General features: G+C 45.5%; 15 protein-coding genes. 11 read left to right on the top strand and 4 right to left on the bottom strand.

Annotated features, from left to right (window positions below):
- Positions 1 to 25: 25 nt before the first annotated feature.
- From deoA to deoD, 3 genes are read left to right on the top strand one after another with little or no spacing between them, the layout of a single operon-like run.
- Positions 26 to 1,357: a thymidine phosphorylase gene (gene deoA, locus M0C34_RS16735; protein WP_248712813.1), complete on the top strand. Its 1,332-nt coding sequence runs from the start codon at positions 26 to 28 to the stop codon at positions 1,355 to 1,357.
- A 9-nt stretch (positions 1,358 to 1,366) separates the two neighbouring features.
- Positions 1,367 to 2,587, top strand: coding sequence for a phosphopentomutase (locus M0C34_RS16730; protein WP_248712812.1), 1,221 nt, complete (start codon positions 1,367 to 1,369; stop codon positions 2,585 to 2,587).
- A gap of 60 nt (positions 2,588 to 2,647) precedes the next feature.
- A complete protein-coding gene (gene deoD, locus M0C34_RS16725; RefSeq protein WP_248712811.1) occupies positions 2,648 to 3,352 on the top strand; it encodes a purine-nucleoside phosphorylase in 705 nt (234 codons plus the stop codon).
- 4 nt (positions 3,353 to 3,356) lie between these two features.
- Here the strand turns inward: deoD and M0C34_RS16720 are convergent, their stop codons facing one another.
- Positions 3,357 to 4,031, bottom strand: a complete 675-nt coding sequence (locus M0C34_RS16720) for a YtjB family periplasmic protein (RefSeq protein WP_248712810.1) — start codon at positions 4,029 to 4,031, stop codon at positions 3,357 to 3,359.
- A 104-nt stretch (positions 4,032 to 4,135) separates the two neighbouring features.
- Between M0C34_RS16720 and serB the strand changes: the two genes are divergently transcribed.
- Complete coding sequence (serB, locus tag M0C34_RS16715) at positions 4,136 to 5,134, top strand: phosphoserine phosphatase SerB (RefSeq protein ID WP_248712809.1); 999 nt, start codon at positions 4,136 to 4,138, stop codon at positions 5,132 to 5,134.
- Here the strand turns inward: serB and M0C34_RS16710 are convergent.
- Complete coding sequence (locus tag M0C34_RS16710; RefSeq protein WP_248712808.1) at positions 5,123 to 7,525, bottom strand: PilZ domain-containing protein; 2,403 nt, start codon at positions 7,523 to 7,525, stop codon at positions 5,123 to 5,125. The genes serB and M0C34_RS16710 overlap by 12 nt on opposite strands.
- Positions 7,526 to 7,715: 190 nt before the next feature.
- Between M0C34_RS16710 and radA the strand changes: the two genes are divergently transcribed.
- A complete protein-coding gene (gene radA / locus M0C34_RS16705) occupies positions 7,716 to 9,077 on the top strand; it encodes a DNA repair protein RadA (RefSeq protein ID WP_248712807.1) in 1,362 nt (453 codons plus the stop codon).
- Here the strand turns inward: radA and M0C34_RS16700 are convergent.
- Entirely contained in the window at positions 9,074 to 9,454 is a 381-nt protein-coding gene (locus M0C34_RS16700) for a PilZ domain-containing protein (RefSeq protein ID WP_248712806.1), read from the bottom strand. The genes radA and M0C34_RS16700 overlap by 4 nt on opposite strands.
- A 329-nt stretch (positions 9,455 to 9,783) precedes the next feature.
- Between M0C34_RS16700 and M0C34_RS16695 the strand changes: the two genes are divergently transcribed.
- The 6 genes from M0C34_RS16695 (at position 9,784) to rarD (ending at position 14,877) form a co-directional block, all read left to right on the top strand.
- Positions 9,784 to 10,521 carry a type 1 glutamine amidotransferase gene (locus M0C34_RS16695; protein ID WP_248712805.1) on the top strand — a complete coding sequence of 246 codons (738 nt, stop codon included), beginning with the start codon at positions 9,784 to 9,786 and terminating at the stop codon, positions 10,519 to 10,521.
- Positions 10,518 to 10,907: a hypothetical protein gene (locus tag M0C34_RS16690; RefSeq protein WP_248712804.1), complete on the top strand. Its 390-nt coding sequence runs from the start codon at positions 10,518 to 10,520 to the stop codon at positions 10,905 to 10,907. The genes M0C34_RS16695 and M0C34_RS16690 overlap by 4 nt, the downstream gene beginning before the upstream one ends.
- 194 nt (positions 10,908 to 11,101) lie before the next feature.
- Positions 11,102 to 12,493, top strand: coding sequence for a YjiH family protein (locus M0C34_RS16685; RefSeq protein ID WP_371923085.1), 1,392 nt, complete (start codon positions 11,102 to 11,104; stop codon positions 12,491 to 12,493).
- Positions 12,494 to 12,571: 78 nt separating this feature from the next.
- Positions 12,572 to 13,219, top strand: a complete 648-nt coding sequence (locus tag M0C34_RS16680) for an HAD family hydrolase (RefSeq protein ID WP_248712803.1) — start codon at positions 12,572 to 12,574, stop codon at positions 13,217 to 13,219.
- A 75-nt stretch (positions 13,220 to 13,294) separates the two neighbouring features.
- Positions 13,295 to 13,873: a DUF6933 domain-containing protein gene (locus M0C34_RS16675; RefSeq protein WP_248712802.1), complete on the top strand. Its 579-nt coding sequence runs from the start codon at positions 13,295 to 13,297 to the stop codon at positions 13,871 to 13,873.
- A gap of 68 nt (positions 13,874 to 13,941) precedes the next feature.
- On the top strand, positions 13,942 to 14,877 hold the full coding sequence (gene rarD, locus M0C34_RS16670; RefSeq protein WP_248712801.1) for an EamA family transporter RarD: 936 nt from the start codon (positions 13,942 to 13,944) through the stop codon (positions 14,875 to 14,877).
- Here rarD and M0C34_RS16665 read toward each other — a convergent pair.
- The gene (locus tag M0C34_RS16665; protein ID WP_248712800.1) at positions 14,870 to 15,829 is read right to left on the bottom strand and encodes an endonuclease/exonuclease/phosphatase family protein; all 960 of its coding nucleotides are present in this window, start codon (positions 15,827 to 15,829) and stop codon (positions 14,870 to 14,872) included. The two genes, rarD and M0C34_RS16665, sit on opposite strands and share 8 nt — an antisense overlap.
- Positions 15,830 to 15,853 lie beyond the last annotated feature (24 nt).

The following is a 15,853-nucleotide window of genomic DNA, read 5'->3' as shown; positions in this document are numbered from 1 at the left end:
GGTTAGTCCCGTTTAAGGAATGCTTATGTTGTTACCTCAAGAAATAATTCGACGTAAACGAGATGGCCAAGTGCTATCTCTGGCAGAAATCCAATTCATCGTTGACGGTATTACCAATGGTCAACTGAGTGACAGCCAAATAGGCGCTTTTGCTATGGCGGTCTATTTCAACAGTATGAATGCGAGTGAAGCTACAGCTCTTACTTGTGCGATGCGTGATTCCGGCCAAGTACTCAATTGGGATCACCTCAACTTGCCAGGCCCTGTAGTCGATAAACACTCTACTGGCGGTGTAGGGGATTTAACGTCATTAATCTTGGGGCCAATGGTTGCAGCTTGTGGTGGACATGTGCCGATGATTTCGGGGCGGGGCTTAGGCCACACCGGCGGAACCTTAGACAAACTGGAAGCCATTCCTGGATATTCAATCAGTCCAAGTTCACAGCAATTTGAAACGATCGTCAAAGAGGTTGGCATTGCCATTATTGGGCAAACTGGCGAATTAGCCCCTGCCGATAAGCGTCTTTATGGGATCCGAGATGTAACCGCGACGGTAGAATCTATCCCACTGATTACTGGGTCGATTCTTAGTAAAAAGTTGGCTTCTGGCCTTCAAGCCTTAGTGATGGACGTTAAAGTCGGCAGTGGAGCCTTTATGCCTGATTATGCTCAGTCTAAAGCCCTTGCTGACAGTATTGTTGAAGTGAGTAACGCGGCGGGTGTTAAATGTTGCGCCTTGCTGACCGATATGAACCAACCTTTAGCACCTAGTGCCGGTAATGCGGTAGAAATAGCCGAGACTTTGAGGTACTTAAAAGGGGATACCTCGGCGCATCGTTTGCATCAAGTCACTACTGCTTTAGCAGCAGAAATGCTGTTATCGAGCGGCTTAGCAGAGAGCCAACAACAAGCCGAACAAAAGCTTGCCGACAGTATTAGCTCGGGAGCGGCTTTAGAGCGTTTTGCCAAAATGGTGAGCGCCTTAGGCGGCCCAAATGACTTTGTTGAGCGTAGCGAACACTATTTACCGCAAGCAAAAGTGATTAGGCCTGTAATGGCCAAGCATAGCGGTATGGTGAAACAACTGGATTGCCGAGAGCTAGGTATGGCGGTAGTCGGCTTAGGTGGCGGCAGAAGTGTGCCAGGAGCGGCGATAGATCACAGCGTGGGCATTACTGAACTCGTAGAGTTAGGGGATGTGGTTGACCAAGGGCAAAACTTATTGATGCTGCACGCCGATGACGAAAATGCTTGGCAAGCGGCAGCAAAACAAATTCAGCAGGCCATCAATCTTGATGACCCTAGCGCAGAGCTGGCCGATGTAAACCCTGTTTATCAGCGGATTGGCCCGCAGTAAGGAGTTCCTATGAAACGTGCAATTATTTTAATGCTAGATTCTTTTGGTATTGGCGCTAGCGATGATGCCGAAAAATTTGGTGACCAAGGTGCCAACACCATGCTGCATATTGCTGAGCAATGTGCCCAAGGTAACGCAGATATAGGCCGTTCAGGTCCTTTGCATATTCCTAACCTTAATCGCTTAGGATTAGGAAAAGCCTGTGGCGAAAGTGGTGGGGTTTTTCCGCCAGGTTTAGATGCTGACGTTACGCCAACCGGCCATTATGGCTATGCCGCCGAGATGTCTAGCGGTAAAGATACACCCAGTGGTCACTGGGAAATCGCCGGGGTACCGGTATTGTTTGAGTGGGGGTATTTTAGTGAGCCAGAAAACAGTTTCCCGCAGAGCTTGCTTGATGAATTAGTGGAGCGTGCGGGACTACCCGGTTACTTAGGTAACTGTCATGCCTCTGGCACTGAAGTATTAGAGCGCCTAGGTGAAGAGCACATGGCTAGCGGTAAGCCGATATTTTACACCTCTGCTGATAGTGTGTTTCAGATTGCCGCTCATGAAGAAACCTTTGGCTTAGAGCGTCTGCTTAAACTGTGTGAATTAGCCCGTGAACTGGTTGATCCTTACAACATTGGCCGAGTGATTGCGCGGCCGTTTTTAGGTAATAATGCAAGCGAATTTGCTCGTACTGGTAATCGTCGCGATTTATCGGTATTGCCGCCGGCTCCCACCTTATTAGACCGTATGGCTGAGTCGGGTGGTGAAGTGGTTAGTATTGGTAAAATTGCCGATATTTACGCTCAGCAAGGGATTACTCGCAAAGTAAAAGCGACCGGCCTTGAGGGCTTGTTTGATTTAACCTTGAGTGAGATGGCACGGCAGGTAGACAACAGTATCATTTTTACCAACTTTGTCGATTTTGATTCTTCCTATGGTCACCGCCGCGATGTCGCTGGCTATGCTGCAGCGCTTGAATATTTTGATCAGCGCTTACCTGAACTGTTAGCGCAGTTGAGTGATGACGACATTGTTATTCTTACTGCCGATCACGGTTGTGACCCTACTTGGCCTGGCAGCGATCATACCCGTGAACATATTCCGGTTATTTTCTATGGCAAAAATTTGGGCGCTAAAAATGTCGGCAAGCGTGATACTTTTGCTGACATTGGCCAAACCATTGCAGATTACATGAGATTGCCTGCCTTAGAATATGGCAGCAGCTTTTTACAAAAATAATACCGAAAGTGGTAAGCCAATGGCTTACTGCTCTCACACTAACTTTTATTAGGAGACTATATGGCTACCCCTCATATCAACGCTAATCCAGGTGATTTCGCAGAAACGGTATTAATGCCAGGCGATCCGCTACGGGCAAAACACATCGCTGAAACCTTCTTAGAAGATGTGGTTGAAGTTACAGGTGTACGTAACATGCTTGGTTATACCGGCACTTACAAAGGTAAACGAGTATCGGTAATGGGCTCAGGCATGGGCATTCCAAGCTGTTCTATCTACGCCCATGAGCTTTACACCCAATACGGTGTAGAAAATATCATTCGTGTAGGCAGTGCTGGTGCTGTGAGCAATGATATTAAGTTGCGTGACGTAGTGATCGCTATGGGCGCCTGTACTGATTCTAAAGTAAACCGTAGCCGTTTTAACGGCCACGACTTTGCCGCTATTGCCAACTATGAGCTGTTGCGTGCCGCAGTAGATAGCGCTAAAGCGCAAGGTATTGATGCCAAAGTAGGTAACATTTTTTCAGCTGATTTGTTCTATTCACCTGAGCCTGAAATGTTTGATGTAATGGAAAAACACAATGTTTACGCAGTAGAAATGGAAGCGGCAGGCCTGTATGGGGTAGCCGCAGAGTGCGGTAAAGCGGCTTTATGTGTAGTGACTATTTCAGATCATATTCGCAGTGGTGAGCAAACTACTGCTGAAGAGCGTCAAACCACCTTCAATGAGATGATCACCTTAACCCTTGAGTCTCTGCTTTAATCTTTCACTGATTGCTTCTAGCGGCGATGTCCGCTAGAAGTTTATTTGCTTGCTTGGTTTTCTTTCGTCGCGCCCTAGCGTTAATGTTGAACAGGGTCGCTAAATGGCGTTTTCGCGACAATACCCTCGTTAACAAAAATCCAATGCTAATCGACATTAAAAACATAATCATGATCTTAGATTGACCGCGAGTGATGTAAGTATTTGCTTCGGCAAGTAAGGCTGTGTGTTCAAGGGTTATTCGTAAATACCCTAAGTTGTCGCCGTTTTCTCCCCGTATTTCGGCAATATAAGGTCGCCTGCCTAATCCTTCTAAGGGAGTATGGCTATTTCCGGCCAGCGGCAAAATTTGAGACAGTGGCAAGGCCAGTTGTGAAGCGGCTAGGCGTAAACCTTGATGGTTATATATGGTAGCATCTTTAACAAAGTGCTCTTTAACTAAGGCGTTGACTAATTCAGTGAGGTCATCTTGGTTGTTTTCGCCAATATAACCGGCAGCGTTTAGGGCTGCGAGTGAAGTCAGTGAACGGGCCAGTTTTTCTGTTTGGTTTTCTATTAACTGTTCACCACTGTGTTTTAAGTCAACGTAGTAATAAAGTACCCAAACACAACACGCAATAGCTAACAGCAATTGGGTAAATTGGATAATTCGATAGCGTCTAACAGCTGATTTGGCCACAGTAACCTCTTTTTTATGCCTAAAGCCATTGTAGGTGCTTGCCAAACCAAAAAGCAATACGCTATCTTGATGCGCTGCAATTTTGTTACTAATAAGGAATTAGTTTGCAATCACCACATCTTCTAGACAGCTTGCCGCAGTCATTAACTCAATGGTCTGTGGCATTAAAGCAATTCCCTTATCAAGTTTGCCCAAATCAAGGTTTGCTTGAAACGGATGAGTCACTCTCTGGTGCCTATATATTGGTGTGGGCAAAGGATTTGCTCATTCCCGATTTCGCGGTTCTTCGCCCTTTGTTTGAAGAGTCTATGTCTTTGCATTTATGCGGCGTTATGCCCGAAGCGGGCAACATTTGCGTATTGTTGCGCAGTGAAGCCGATACTCAGTGGTGTAAACAGAAACTTAAAGACCTTGAACTGAGCTTTGACTTAGTGGTGTTGGATGCTTTACCAGACTTAAGTCAGCCGGGTGTGGTATTGATGGATATGGACTCAACCACCATTCAAATTGAGTGTATCGATGAAATCGCGGCATTGGCTGGAGTCGGTGAGCAGGTGAGCGCGGTAACCGCCGCTGCAATGCGCGGTGAATTAGATTTTGAACAAAGTCTACGTAGCAGAGTGGCCTTATTAGAAGACGCGCCAGAGAGTATTCTTAGGCAGGTGGCTGATAGTATGCCCTTAATGCCGGGTTTGGAGTGCTTAATTAAAACTGTGCATCAAGCTGGCTGGAAAGTTGCCATTGCTTCTGGCGGTTTTACCTATTTTGCAGAACGTTTACAGCAAGATTTAGGCTTTGATTTCGTACAGGCAAACTTATTAGAGATCACCAACAAAAAGTTGACCGGACAAGTACTGGGTGATGTCGTTGATGCGCAAGCAAAAGCAGATATCTTAGCTCAACTTAAACAGCAGTACTCGGTGAGTCAAACAATGGCCATTGGCGACGGCGCCAATGACTTGAAGATGTTAGCTGCTGCTGATTTTGGGGTTGCTATCCATGCTAAACCGCTAGTTCAACAGCAAGCCCAGCTAGCGATTAAACACAGTGATTTAGATGGGGTTGTCTGTATTTTGCAAGCCGCTAAATTGCTAACTCGATAAACTAAGTTCTTGCTCTGATGTAACGCTCAAATTAAAGCGTTGCATCAGTTCTTCGGTGACATCGGTCACTTCAATAACGCCTGCAACACTCCACAGCTCATCTTCTAATTGTTTGGCCCTATGTATTGCATAGTGGCTGATGTAATCAAGCTCACGCTGGATATATTCGGTGTCTGGGCGGCCAACTCTGGATAGTTGTAATGAAAAACAATGAACCAAGCCTCGCCCTAAACTTAAATTAACAAATTCCCGTAATTGGCTGGGAGAGCTAAAGCTTTCGGCGTTGCGCACCGAAACGAGTTTGTCTTTTCGCTTGTGAATGACGGCGATAATTTCAATTTTTTCTGGGTTATCGCTTGGCGCATGGCTGCGAAGTTGGGTGGCCAAGAACGAGGCTAAATTATCACTGGCTAATAACTGGCTAAGGTCAGCCTTATGGGTACTGGTGTCGATATTAAATAGTTCGTCAGCACTATGGCCTAATGAGCCATAAGCAATACAACCTACATCTAAGCTACCCGGTACCTTGTTGATGAACATGGCTCTACAAAACAGCGGTGCGCACACAATTTGCCGTAAGGCGTCAGATAATCCCGCAACTATTTTTCCTTCAGGAACGGTTGCCAATTTGTTCAGGTTATTGTCGATTAACTGTGTGAAAAAACGGCTTCCTTGGTGCGTTTGCCCTTTTTGCTCAAGCGCTTTTAAATTATAAATGGTATGGCTGACATTACAGTTGGTGACCAGATATTTTAAGTTAACTAACTCGAAGTTTTTGGCGATTTTTTGAAATTGTGGCAGCGCTAAACTGACGGTATCACCGGTTTCATAACTTAGTGGTGCTTCTACTTCTATCTTCATCCCGCTCACTGAGAAATCACTCGTCCAAGCGGCTTCTTTATTCCCTTCGAGCTCTACTTCTACTAAAGAGCGATACTGATAACGCATCTCTTTGCGAAGCTGTAAGTACTTATAGTTTACCTGCTCAAAGGGCGGAATAGCTTGCTTGCTTTGATTAAACAATGCCAACTTATTAGGGTTGCCTGTCAGTGGGTAATGATGCTGGTAGGTCTGGTCTACATACTGACTGGTAATATCACTGAGCAAGCCAACCATCGCTAAATTTTCGAGCGCTTTGGATACGCGTTCAAGTGAAATTTTAGAATCTTTTTTGGGTAGCGGTGAACTGACCTCTGCATCACTGGCTTGTGCGGTTTGCCACTGAAACTTAAATATTTTCCAGCTGGGTTTACGGCTGCCAAAGGCAAAATAGAGTTCTTTTAATTCAGGGTGTTCGGCCAGTTCTTCTGAACTGGCAGAATAGAAAAACAGCTTATTATTCGCGGTATGAGTAAAGCAATAAATCAGACTTTCACCCTGGGAGGTCGCTTGGTAACGCATCATTCGTGGTGGGTGGAATAGCTGCGAAAGGTGGCTGTTGTTGTTCTCATCTCGCCAATAAGACAGGGCATCCAAATTATTCTGAGTGGCTAGGGCATAACAGAGTTGAGCGGGTAACTCGCCGGAAAAATACAAAGGAATACTGCTGAGTCGCGGCATCAGGTATTGTTCATACCCTTTGGTGATCACTGCGGCTGTAATGTTATCCACATCAACCCGGTAGCGGCCTCGGTAGGAGTTCAAAAAGGTAGCAAAGAAGCTATTAAACTCTTCACTTGGGTCAACCACGATCATACGTACCCATTGCTGGTCATCTTTTTGGTCAATACCTACGACTTGATATTCGCAACCCGCACTAAGGATGCGATTGACGAATTCTTTCTCTAACCCTGTGAAATAGATAAAGTAATGCTCACCTGGAGTAAATACTCGCTGTCGATCAACTTTAGCGCGCAAGCCAGAAACCGACATATTTGAGGTTCTCGCATCAAACAGCACCCCATCAACGCCGGCCATTTTTAATGGCGCGGTTAAATGCATTCTCTCTTCACTACGTCCAATGTAATGACCTAAACGCACGGCACGGGCAATAATGCTTTTTTGGCGGCGAGCAGCGGCTTGTTGGGGGCTAACATTGTTCTTCTGCATCACCTTTAAGTTGTTCTCAGTGGTTTGCAGCTTCTCGTAAATACCTAGGGTGTATTGGTCTCGATATAGTTTAAGTTGTTGTTTAAATACCTTAATCGCAACGGCATCTAAAAAATGGCTGATACCTTGATAGTGAAATTCTTGGCAGTCGCCGTCTACCTTACCACGCAAGTCTATTAAACGTTGGCAGGGGGCCGACAGGCGGTTCATCTCCATTTTTAATAAAAAACGTTCGTTGTTGGATAGATCCTGAGTGGCACGACTAAACACCTGGTTAAAGTCGCTGCTTCCCATTACCGGTAATAAACGTTCAATTATCGCGTTGTGCTTGGTATCTGGCATGCCGTTAGTATTGTTCCTAACTGTGTTGTTTTTCTGTCAAATCTTTGGCTTAGTCATTAGACTAAGCAAAGTTTGTGCCCTTAGCTTGAGCTAAGGCGAGTGTTTTGAATACTATTTTAGCACTGGAAGCGTTGGTTCTTTGAAGTATGCAACAAAGTTCAGCTGATCCGGTCGCTAGCGTGGAGCGAAAATGGCAAAAGTGAAAACGGCTTATGTTTGTAATGATTGTGGAGCCGATTTTCCGCGTTGGCAAGGGCAATGCGGCGAGTGTAAAGCTTGGAATACTGTTAGCGAAGTGCGCTTAAGTGCTGCGCCCGCACGGAATGACCGTTTTAGCGGTTATGCCGGCACCAATGTGGGTAAAGTGCAAACCTTAGACAGTATTGATCTTGCCGAGTTACCTCGATTTTCTACCGGTTTTAAAGAATTTGACCGGGTGCTTGGTGGTGGGGTCGTGCCGGGAAGCGCCATTTTAATTGGTGGTAGCCCTGGAGCGGGTAAAAGTACCTTGCTACTGCAAACCATGTGTGGTCTGGCCCAAACCATGGACACTTTGTATGTCACTGGTGAAGAATCTTTACAGCAAATAGCGCTGCGTGCACAGCGTTTGGGCTTACCCAAAGACAAGCTTAAGCTGCTCGCCGAAACCAGTGTTGAACAAATTGGCCAAGTCGCGTTGGAAGTTAAACCCAAAATGATGGTGATAGACTCCATTCAGGTAATGCATATGGCGGATATTCAATCAGCCCCTGGTGGGGTAAGCCAAGTGCGTGAAAGTGCCGCATGGTTAACCCGTTTTGCCAAGCAGCACAATATCGCGATGTTTATGGTGGGTCATGTGACTAAAGATGGATCATTGGCTGGTCCTAAAGTTCTCGAACACTGCATTGATTGCTCTATCATGTTAGAAGGTGATGCCGATGGGCGCTTTCGTACCTTGCGTGGAAACAAAAACCGTTTTGGTGCGATTAACGAATTGGGTGTCTTTGCCATGACAGAGCAAGGTATGCGTGAAGTGTCCAACCCTTCAGCTATCTTCTTATCACGAGGCCAAGAAGCGGCGCCTGGCTCGGTGGTAATGGTTGTGTGGGAAGGTACTCGCCCGCTCTTAGTGGAGATACAAGCCTTGGTCGATTACAGTCAAATGGCTAACCCGCGACGGATTGCGGTTGGTTTAGAGCAAAATCGCTTGGCGATGCTGCTGGCGGTGATGCATCGCCATGCCGGTGTGCAGATGTCTGATCAAGACGTGTTTACCAACGTCGTGGGCGGTGTACGGGTGGCTGAGACGGGCGCCGACTTAGCCTTGCTGGTTGCGATGATCTCGAGTTTTCGCAATCAAATATTACCGCAAGAATTAGTGGTATTTGGTGAAGTGGGTTTATCGGGAGAGATTCGCCCAGTGAGCAATGGTCAAGAGCGCTTAAATGAAGCCGCTAAACACGGCTTTAAACGTGCTATTGTCCCCTCGGGCAATCGGCCTAAGCAGCCAATTGCTGGATTAGAGGTCATCGCTGTGGGTAAACTAGCTGAAGCCTTAGAGGCGGTTTAATCTGCTTCTTGCTGCTGGTCTACCAAGTGCTCTAATTCTCGATGTAATAAGCCATCGTCACCTAGATTTAGCTCAATTAAGCGTTTCAGATGGCTAACGCTCTCAATATCAATATGAATACAACGTAAGCCGAGCTGATCGTTACGCACGTGCTTAACTTCCACATCCATAGTGATGCTCAATTCTTCTACAGCAACATCGCTCAAACTAAAGCTTAAGGTGAGTTGCGTCAATTCCGCATCCCAGTCATTAGGCAGCGTAACTAGTGCACCTTGCAAGGATAAATCCAACAACTGGCATGACCATGACTGCTCCCCATGGTTTAGGTAGGCGGGGCGGTCAAAGAGTACTCGCAAAAATTGCCGACGCTCATGCATACAGGTTTCCTATTTGTCTTTTAATCTAAGTGTAAGCCTAGCTTAAATAGGCTTTATTTGCAGCTAGCACTTTATTGTTTGCGGCTAGGCCTCAGCAATTTTTACTCAGTATGTGATGCTAATTCGACTATCCTCGATAGGGGACATAAGGGACCGGAATTCGGCGCGGCTGCAGATATTGCTATATTAAGTTAGCCTATCGGTTAGCGGCCATTTGTAGTTTCCTTTATCTCAAATCACTCTAAACAAGGCGCTAAGCAATTGACGTAGCATTTGCCTATGCTTATTTGAGTTGCAGTGCTAAATAATCACGATATGAAGAATTCACTATGACCAAGACACGCAATCAACTGTCTATTTTACTGATTCAGATCCGCGATGATGTAGATACGCGCATTGAAGAGCTGGCGAGCTTTAGTCATTTTTGTGGTTTACCCGTAGAGCAATTCACTGTGCTCAACGTATTTGATACACCTCATTGTGAAAATTTCGCCGTGGAGGATTTTGATGCAGTACTGGTGGGAGGCTCTAGTGAGGCGAGCGTTCTGCAGCCAGAGCGTTACCCCTTTGTGCTCGATATCCAAGAATTACTGCTACGCTGCATTGAGAAAAAAATAGCGACTTTCGCATCTTGCTTTGGTTTTCAATTAGCGGTTTTGGCCTTAGGAGGAGAGATCCATCATCAGCAGCAAGGCTTTGAGATGGGAACTTTGCCAATAAAGTTAAGCGGTTCAGCGGCTAGTGATCGTTTATTTACGGATTTACCTAACCCTTTTATGGCGGTGTCGGTCCATCGTGATAGTGCTTGGCAAGTTCCTGATAGCTGCCTAGCCTTGGCCTATACTGAGCAATGCGTACACGCTTTTAAACATAGTAAGGCGCCATTTTGGGCAAGCCAGTTTCATCCAGAGGTCAATCGAAGTATTTTGGCGCAGCGCTTAACTCAATTTAGTCGGCACTATACCAAGGGTTTTCAGCACTTACAGCAGCTACTGGCTGCTGTTGAAGAAACACCGCATAGTAATGCTTTGTTAGCTAAGTTTATTGATAGGGTGGTACTTAAATGAATGTTGGCCTAAGGCCTTGGTTGCTTTTGTTAGCCGCCAGTTTGTTGATGGCGGCGAAACCAAATCTTGGGGCTTTTCGCTCTCCACAAATATGCCAAGCGGCTATTGCCAGCTTACAAGGAGTGAAAGCAAACCAAGTAAAGCTCTACCGTAATCTTAAAGAGGGCTGGCAATTTAGTTTGGATCACCTCGGTAAAACCGATAGCTATTTGTGCCAATTACAAGCCGACACGGTGCTTTGGCGGCGGTCTCAAGATAGCCGTTGGCAACACAGTCCCAGTATTCGTTATCAATTTAATAGCAGTGCTAGGCAATTGTTTATTCGCCACTATTTAGGCGAAGCACAGCTTGCTGAATTTAGTTTTCGTAGCAATGACTTTTATTAACGGCATGGCTTATCATTGACCGTTTTAGTCAGATGATGACCTTATCTGCTTATTTTTAGTTTAAAATTTTTGTTTTTGTGTTTTATATAGTTTAAAAATCTTGATTGGCTGTTCATTTACTTGTATTCTTTCGCGAAAATTTATTCACCTTTAATGAATACAATCAGCAGTTATCTTGATTAGAGTGATTTTCTATGCGTGATGCGGAGTCGGCACAGATGCCAAATACCAGCCAATTAAAGCCTCAAAAACATGCTAGCGCGTGGAAGTTCGTATTACCGTCTTTATTAGGCATTTTCCTTTTCATGTTGCCGTTACCCTATGATGGCTCTTACACCATTCCGGTGGCTATTTTAGCTAAATCCCTCGTGGCCGCCTTGGGCGATAGCGCTCTGTGGATGCTGGTTGGCTTAATTAGTATTAGCGCAGTCATGTCAAGTTATGTGCTATTCGCTAAGCCCCGCTGGTTAGGCAAAAATGCTTTGCTTACTTCGTTATTTCAAGTGTCTAAAGCTTGGTATGCAGTGAGAATGTTGGGCTGGTTGTTGGTAGTGGTATGTGCCTTTGAACTGGGTCCTGAAGCCCTTTGGTCGGGGGATACCGGCGGCCTGATATTGGGCGATTTATTACCAACCTTACTGAGCGTGTTTATTTTTGCCGGTTTGTTACTGCCTTTATTGCTGAATTTTGGTTTACTTGAGTTTGTGGGAACGTTAATGAGTAAAGTGATGCGTCCAGTATTTGGTTTACCGGGGCGCAGCGCTGTTGACTCTATGGCATCATGGCTAGGCGATGGCAGCGTAGGTGTATTACTAACCAGTAAACAATACGAAGAGAAGCATTATACTCAGCGAGAAGGGGTAGTGATAGCGACAACATTTTCAGCGGTATCCATCACCTTTAGCTTGGTCGTCTTAGCTCAAGTAAACTTAGAACATATGTTTGCGCCATTTTATTTAACGGTGTGTGTAGCCGGTTTTGCTGCAGCCATTATTGTGCCCCGCTTACCGCCCTTGTCTCGCTTTAAAGATCAATTTATCGACGGCAGTGAACGGGATAAAGACGAAGCAGTGATCCCTAGTGGTTACAACAGTGTTACTTGGGGTTGGCAGCTTGCCTTGCAACAAGCGAGTCGAGCCAGTCATCCCAAGCTGTTGTTTAAGCAGGGCATTCACAATGTATTAGACATGGTGTTAGGTGTATTACCGGTGATTATGGCAGTAGGCACTGTGGCGCTAGTGGTAGCAGAATATACACCTGTGTTTAGTTTGTTGGGTAAGCCGTTTATTCCTCTGCTGGAGTTACTGCAACTTCCTGAAGCCGCCAAAGCCTCAGAAACTCTAGTGGTTGGCTTTGCCGATATGTTTATCCCTTCGATTTTGGCCGCGTCCATTGAGGCTGACATTACTCGCTTTGTTATTGCAGCGGTATCGGTAACGCAATTGATTTACTTGTCTGAAGTGGGGGCGTTAATCATGGGCAGCCAGTTACCGGTTAAACTTTGGCAGCTGTTTGCTATTTTTCTGATTCGCACTTTGGTGACCTTGCCGATTATTACGTTAATGGCGCATCTCTTTTTTAGTTAATTAGGCTTGCTTTACCGGTGAGTAAAGTGAGTGTTTTTTGGTGCTAAAGTCGCCAAATTTTTTAGTACCGGAGAATAAATGACTTATCACGCTGCCGTGTTTGATATGGATGGACTGTTACTGGACAGTGAACGCGTATCATATGACACCTTTGCTGAGACTTGTGCTGAGCTTGGCATTGAATTTAAAGAGCAGGTTTATTTGGGAATAATCGGTACCAATGCTGGACAGATAAAACGAATTTTGTGCGCTGGCTATGGTGATGATTTCCCTTATGATGAAGTTAGGGCGTGTTGGTTGGAAAAGTATCACGCTATTACTATGCATCAAGCGCTACCGATCAAAGATGGGGTTGTAGAGTTACTGGCTTGGCTAAAAAGTCAGTCGATACCATTGGCCGTAGCGACGTCTTCAGGCAGGCCTGCAGCCGAAGCCAAATTACAGCATGCAGGCTTAAGCCAATATTTTGATAGTGTCTCAACGGGTTGCGAAGTTAGTCATAGTAAGCCCCACCCAGAAATATTTTTAATGGCCGCCAGTGCGTTAGATACACAACCACAGCATTGCTTAGCGTTTGAAGATTCTGACAATGGCGTGCGGGCGGCGGTGGCAGCTGGCATGCGGGTTTACCAAATTCCTGATCTTATACCGCCTAGCCCTCAGTTAAAGCAGCTTGGCCATCAAATTCGTCACTCCTTGGCGGACGTTTTAAGTGAATTAAGCTAATAGCGTTTTTTTGACGCTAAGTGCTGGCATTGTTTTTGCTCATTGAAGATTATTAGAATCAGCAATGAGCAAATTATGATTGAACTTCAAATCAGTAACGATGTACAAGCCTGCTTGCCGCGTGAGTTACCTTCTTTAGAAAACGCCTCAGTTCGCCACAGCTGGAGCGCCCATGCCTTTGCTGTTGGCCGCCATGAATGTTTAGCGGTTATTGAGCGCGCCAGCGGTTACGTTATGTTGTTCTTCAATCTTAGCCAAGACGATTACCAACACTTCGCGCGGGTTTGGCAACTGCGTGTTCTTACTGAAGCGATTGCTGTCGCCGATTTACAAGATGAAGAGATTGATGCCCTCAAGCAAAATATGCTAGCGGATTTTCAGAATGTCCTGGTCACTGACGGGGTTAATCACCCAGTTGCGCCTCAGTTAGCAAAAGTAAAAGCCTTGGTATTGGCCATGGCCAAACGCGAAGCAAAAATACCTCAGCAACAAATGGATGAATTTCGTTGGGGGGTCATCTTGAACGATTACGCTCAGCGTCAAGCTGGCCTGAGCCCCTATCAAAAAATGCAGCAGCAATGGCAAGCAATGGCGGCATCGGCGCAATGTCGTCAATTAGCAGCAAAGCCTGCTACTAAAATGGTCATACACTAGGCTAAAGTTGTTCAAATAACTTGCGGCCAAGTTTTATTTGCTGCTTAATCAGTTCTTTAAGCGAATGATTGAGCAGTAAATTGGCCTTATCTTCATCTCATCAAACTCAGTTTTACCTGGGCTTATTTAGCTCTGTGGCAGCCTCTTGCATGTTTGCTTTTCTGCCTTGGTATATTCATCAATTTCCTTTAGACCAAAACAGCGGTAATTGGCTGGCAGCGCAGCGCATAGTATGGAGTTGTCTGTTGATGCTGGTGGGGCTGCTATTGATGAAACAGCTGCCATTAGTGTTGAGCCAATTGAGTAAAGTAACAGCTTGGCCGCGATTGATACTGGCATCAGTACTGGTAGGTTTGCAGTTTTGGTTATTTATTTGGGCTCCAGCTAATGGTCAAACTCTTCCTGTAGCCTTAGGCTATTTTTCTTTACCTTTGGTATTGGTATTAGTAGGGCGATTTGTTTACAAAGAGCGGCTCAGTCGCTTGCAATGGAGTGCTGTGAGCATTGCCGGTGTGGGTGTTGCTTACGCCTATTTAAAGGCTGATGGTTTGTCTTGGGTGGTATTGCTGGTGGCTTTTGGTTACCCCTTATATTTTATGTTACGCCGTAAGTATCCTTTGCCTAGCCACATAGCCTTTACTATCGATAATTTGTTGTTATTACCTTTGGCTGTGCTTTATTTATTTTTTAGTGACGGTGTCAGCCCAGAACAAAGCCACATGGTCACTTTTTATCATCACTTCCCCTGGTTATATTATTTTGGGTTGGGCCTTGCTGGCACCATCCCCATGTTGTTGTTTTTATTTGCAGCTAATCGCTTGCCAATGAGTTTGTTTGGTCTAATGGGCTATTTAGAGCCCATCTTAGTATTCAGTGTCGGCTGGCTGTTGGGCGAGCGTTTGTCAGCTGAACAATGGCCAACCTATTTGCTCATCGTTGTTGCCCTAATGCTGTTGGCTATTGATGGTGTCAGACAAGGGTTTAGGCGGCGTAGGCCTAGTTAAAGTTTAGACTGACGGTTACTGGACGGTGATCACCGCCAACGGAGGCGAGTACTTTTGCCTGGGTGAAGGTAAACGTTTGGGATGCTAAGACGTGATCAATTCTAGCACCGTGCCATGAGGTGTATTTAGTGTAATTAATACTGCTACCCACCAAATCAATAGCGTTATTTAGACCCGCTAAATGGCGCTGATAAAGGTTTTCTTGGGTGGTCATATTGAAATCACCCGCAGCGACAAAAGCGATTTGCTGCTTAGCCCACGAGGCAATTAAGGATGCTTGCATGTTGCGAGCAAAGTGCAAATTCGCAAACTCTTCTGCTTCAACACTGCGATGAAGCAGTGCGTTAATGGTAGGCCTTGGCGTGTCCATATGGATATTGGCTATGCTCAGTGTTTTATTGCCAATTTGGGTATGATAGAACACCGCAAATTTACCCCAGCCGCCGAAGGTTTCTCTAGAAAGGCTGCCTTGATGTTCAAGAGGTGTTTTACTGACCGTGCATAAGTGGTCACAATGGCTATACCAGGAATCGTCAAAGACTTGCTCAACCCGTTCGGGTTTAGATTCCTGCATGAAAACAATATCGGGTTGTATCTCTTCGACCAATAAGCGAATTTTTTCAGAACTCGCACCATTGCCGTTATTTAACGACAGTATAGTGAGCTGGCCAACTTGTTGATTGGGCAGCTGTAATTGTAGATCTTGAAATTGAACAAAAATAACGCTGGTTAAGGCCCAAACCAGATATTGCCATTTAACCATCTGAGCTAACAACACTGTGGGAGCCAAAATGACCAATAAGGCCCACCAGCGAGGTGAGAACAGCATTAAGTAACTTAAGGATATGCCCCAAGTAGTATCGGGTAAATATTCTAAGGCTACAATTAGCGCGGCCAACAGTATGCTAGCTAATGAAACTAGCGTAGAGCTTGTTCTTAAAAGTGTATTCATTAAGTTACTGGAGCTTTCCCTGAT

The sequence above is a fragment of the Agarivorans sp. TSD2052 genome, from assembly GCF_023238625.1.
In the GTDB taxonomy this organism is placed as follows: Bacteria; Pseudomonadota; Gammaproteobacteria; order Enterobacterales; family Celerinatantimonadaceae; genus Agarivorans.
Note: the sequence above shows the minus strand (reverse complement) of the source record. Positions and strands in the feature narration are given on the sequence as shown.

What these genes read in the sequence shown, in the direction of transcription:
- M0C34_RS16680 (WP_248712803.1), top strand. Translation starts at nt 12,572, where the DNA reads ATGACTTATCACGCTGCCGTGTTTGATATGGATGGACTGTTACTGGAC.
- M0C34_RS16690 (WP_248712804.1), top strand. Translation starts at nt 10,518, where the DNA reads ATGAATGTTGGCCTAAGGCCTTGGTTGCTTTTGTTAGCCGCCAGTTTG.
- M0C34_RS16700 (WP_248712806.1), bottom strand. Translation starts at nt 9,454, where the DNA reads ATGCATGAGCGTCGGCAATTTTTGCGAGTACTCTTTGACCGCCCCGCC.
- M0C34_RS16695 (WP_248712805.1), top strand. Translation starts at nt 9,784, where the DNA reads ATGACCAAGACACGCAATCAACTGTCTATTTTACTGATTCAGATCCGC.
- M0C34_RS16675 (WP_248712802.1), top strand. Translation starts at nt 13,295, where the DNA reads ATGATTGAACTTCAAATCAGTAACGATGTACAAGCCTGCTTGCCGCGT.
- deoA (WP_248712813.1), top strand. Translation starts at nt 26, where the DNA reads ATGTTGTTACCTCAAGAAATAATTCGACGTAAACGAGATGGCCAAGTG.
- M0C34_RS16710 (WP_248712808.1), bottom strand. Translation starts at nt 7,525, where the DNA reads ATGCCAGATACCAAGCACAACGCGATAATTGAACGTTTATTACCGGTA.
- M0C34_RS16665 (WP_248712800.1), bottom strand. Translation starts at nt 15,829, where the DNA reads ATGAATACACTTTTAAGAACAAGCTCTACGCTAGTTTCATTAGCTAGC.
- radA (WP_248712807.1), top strand. Translation starts at nt 7,716, where the DNA reads ATGGCAAAAGTGAAAACGGCTTATGTTTGTAATGATTGTGGAGCCGAT.
- M0C34_RS16685 (WP_371923085.1), top strand. Translation starts at nt 11,102, where the DNA reads ATGCGTGATGCGGAGTCGGCACAGATGCCAAATACCAGCCAATTAAAG.
- M0C34_RS16730 (WP_248712812.1), top strand. Translation starts at nt 1,367, where the DNA reads ATGAAACGTGCAATTATTTTAATGCTAGATTCTTTTGGTATTGGCGCT.
- deoD (WP_248712811.1), top strand. Translation starts at nt 2,648, where the DNA reads ATGGCTACCCCTCATATCAACGCTAATCCAGGTGATTTCGCAGAAACG.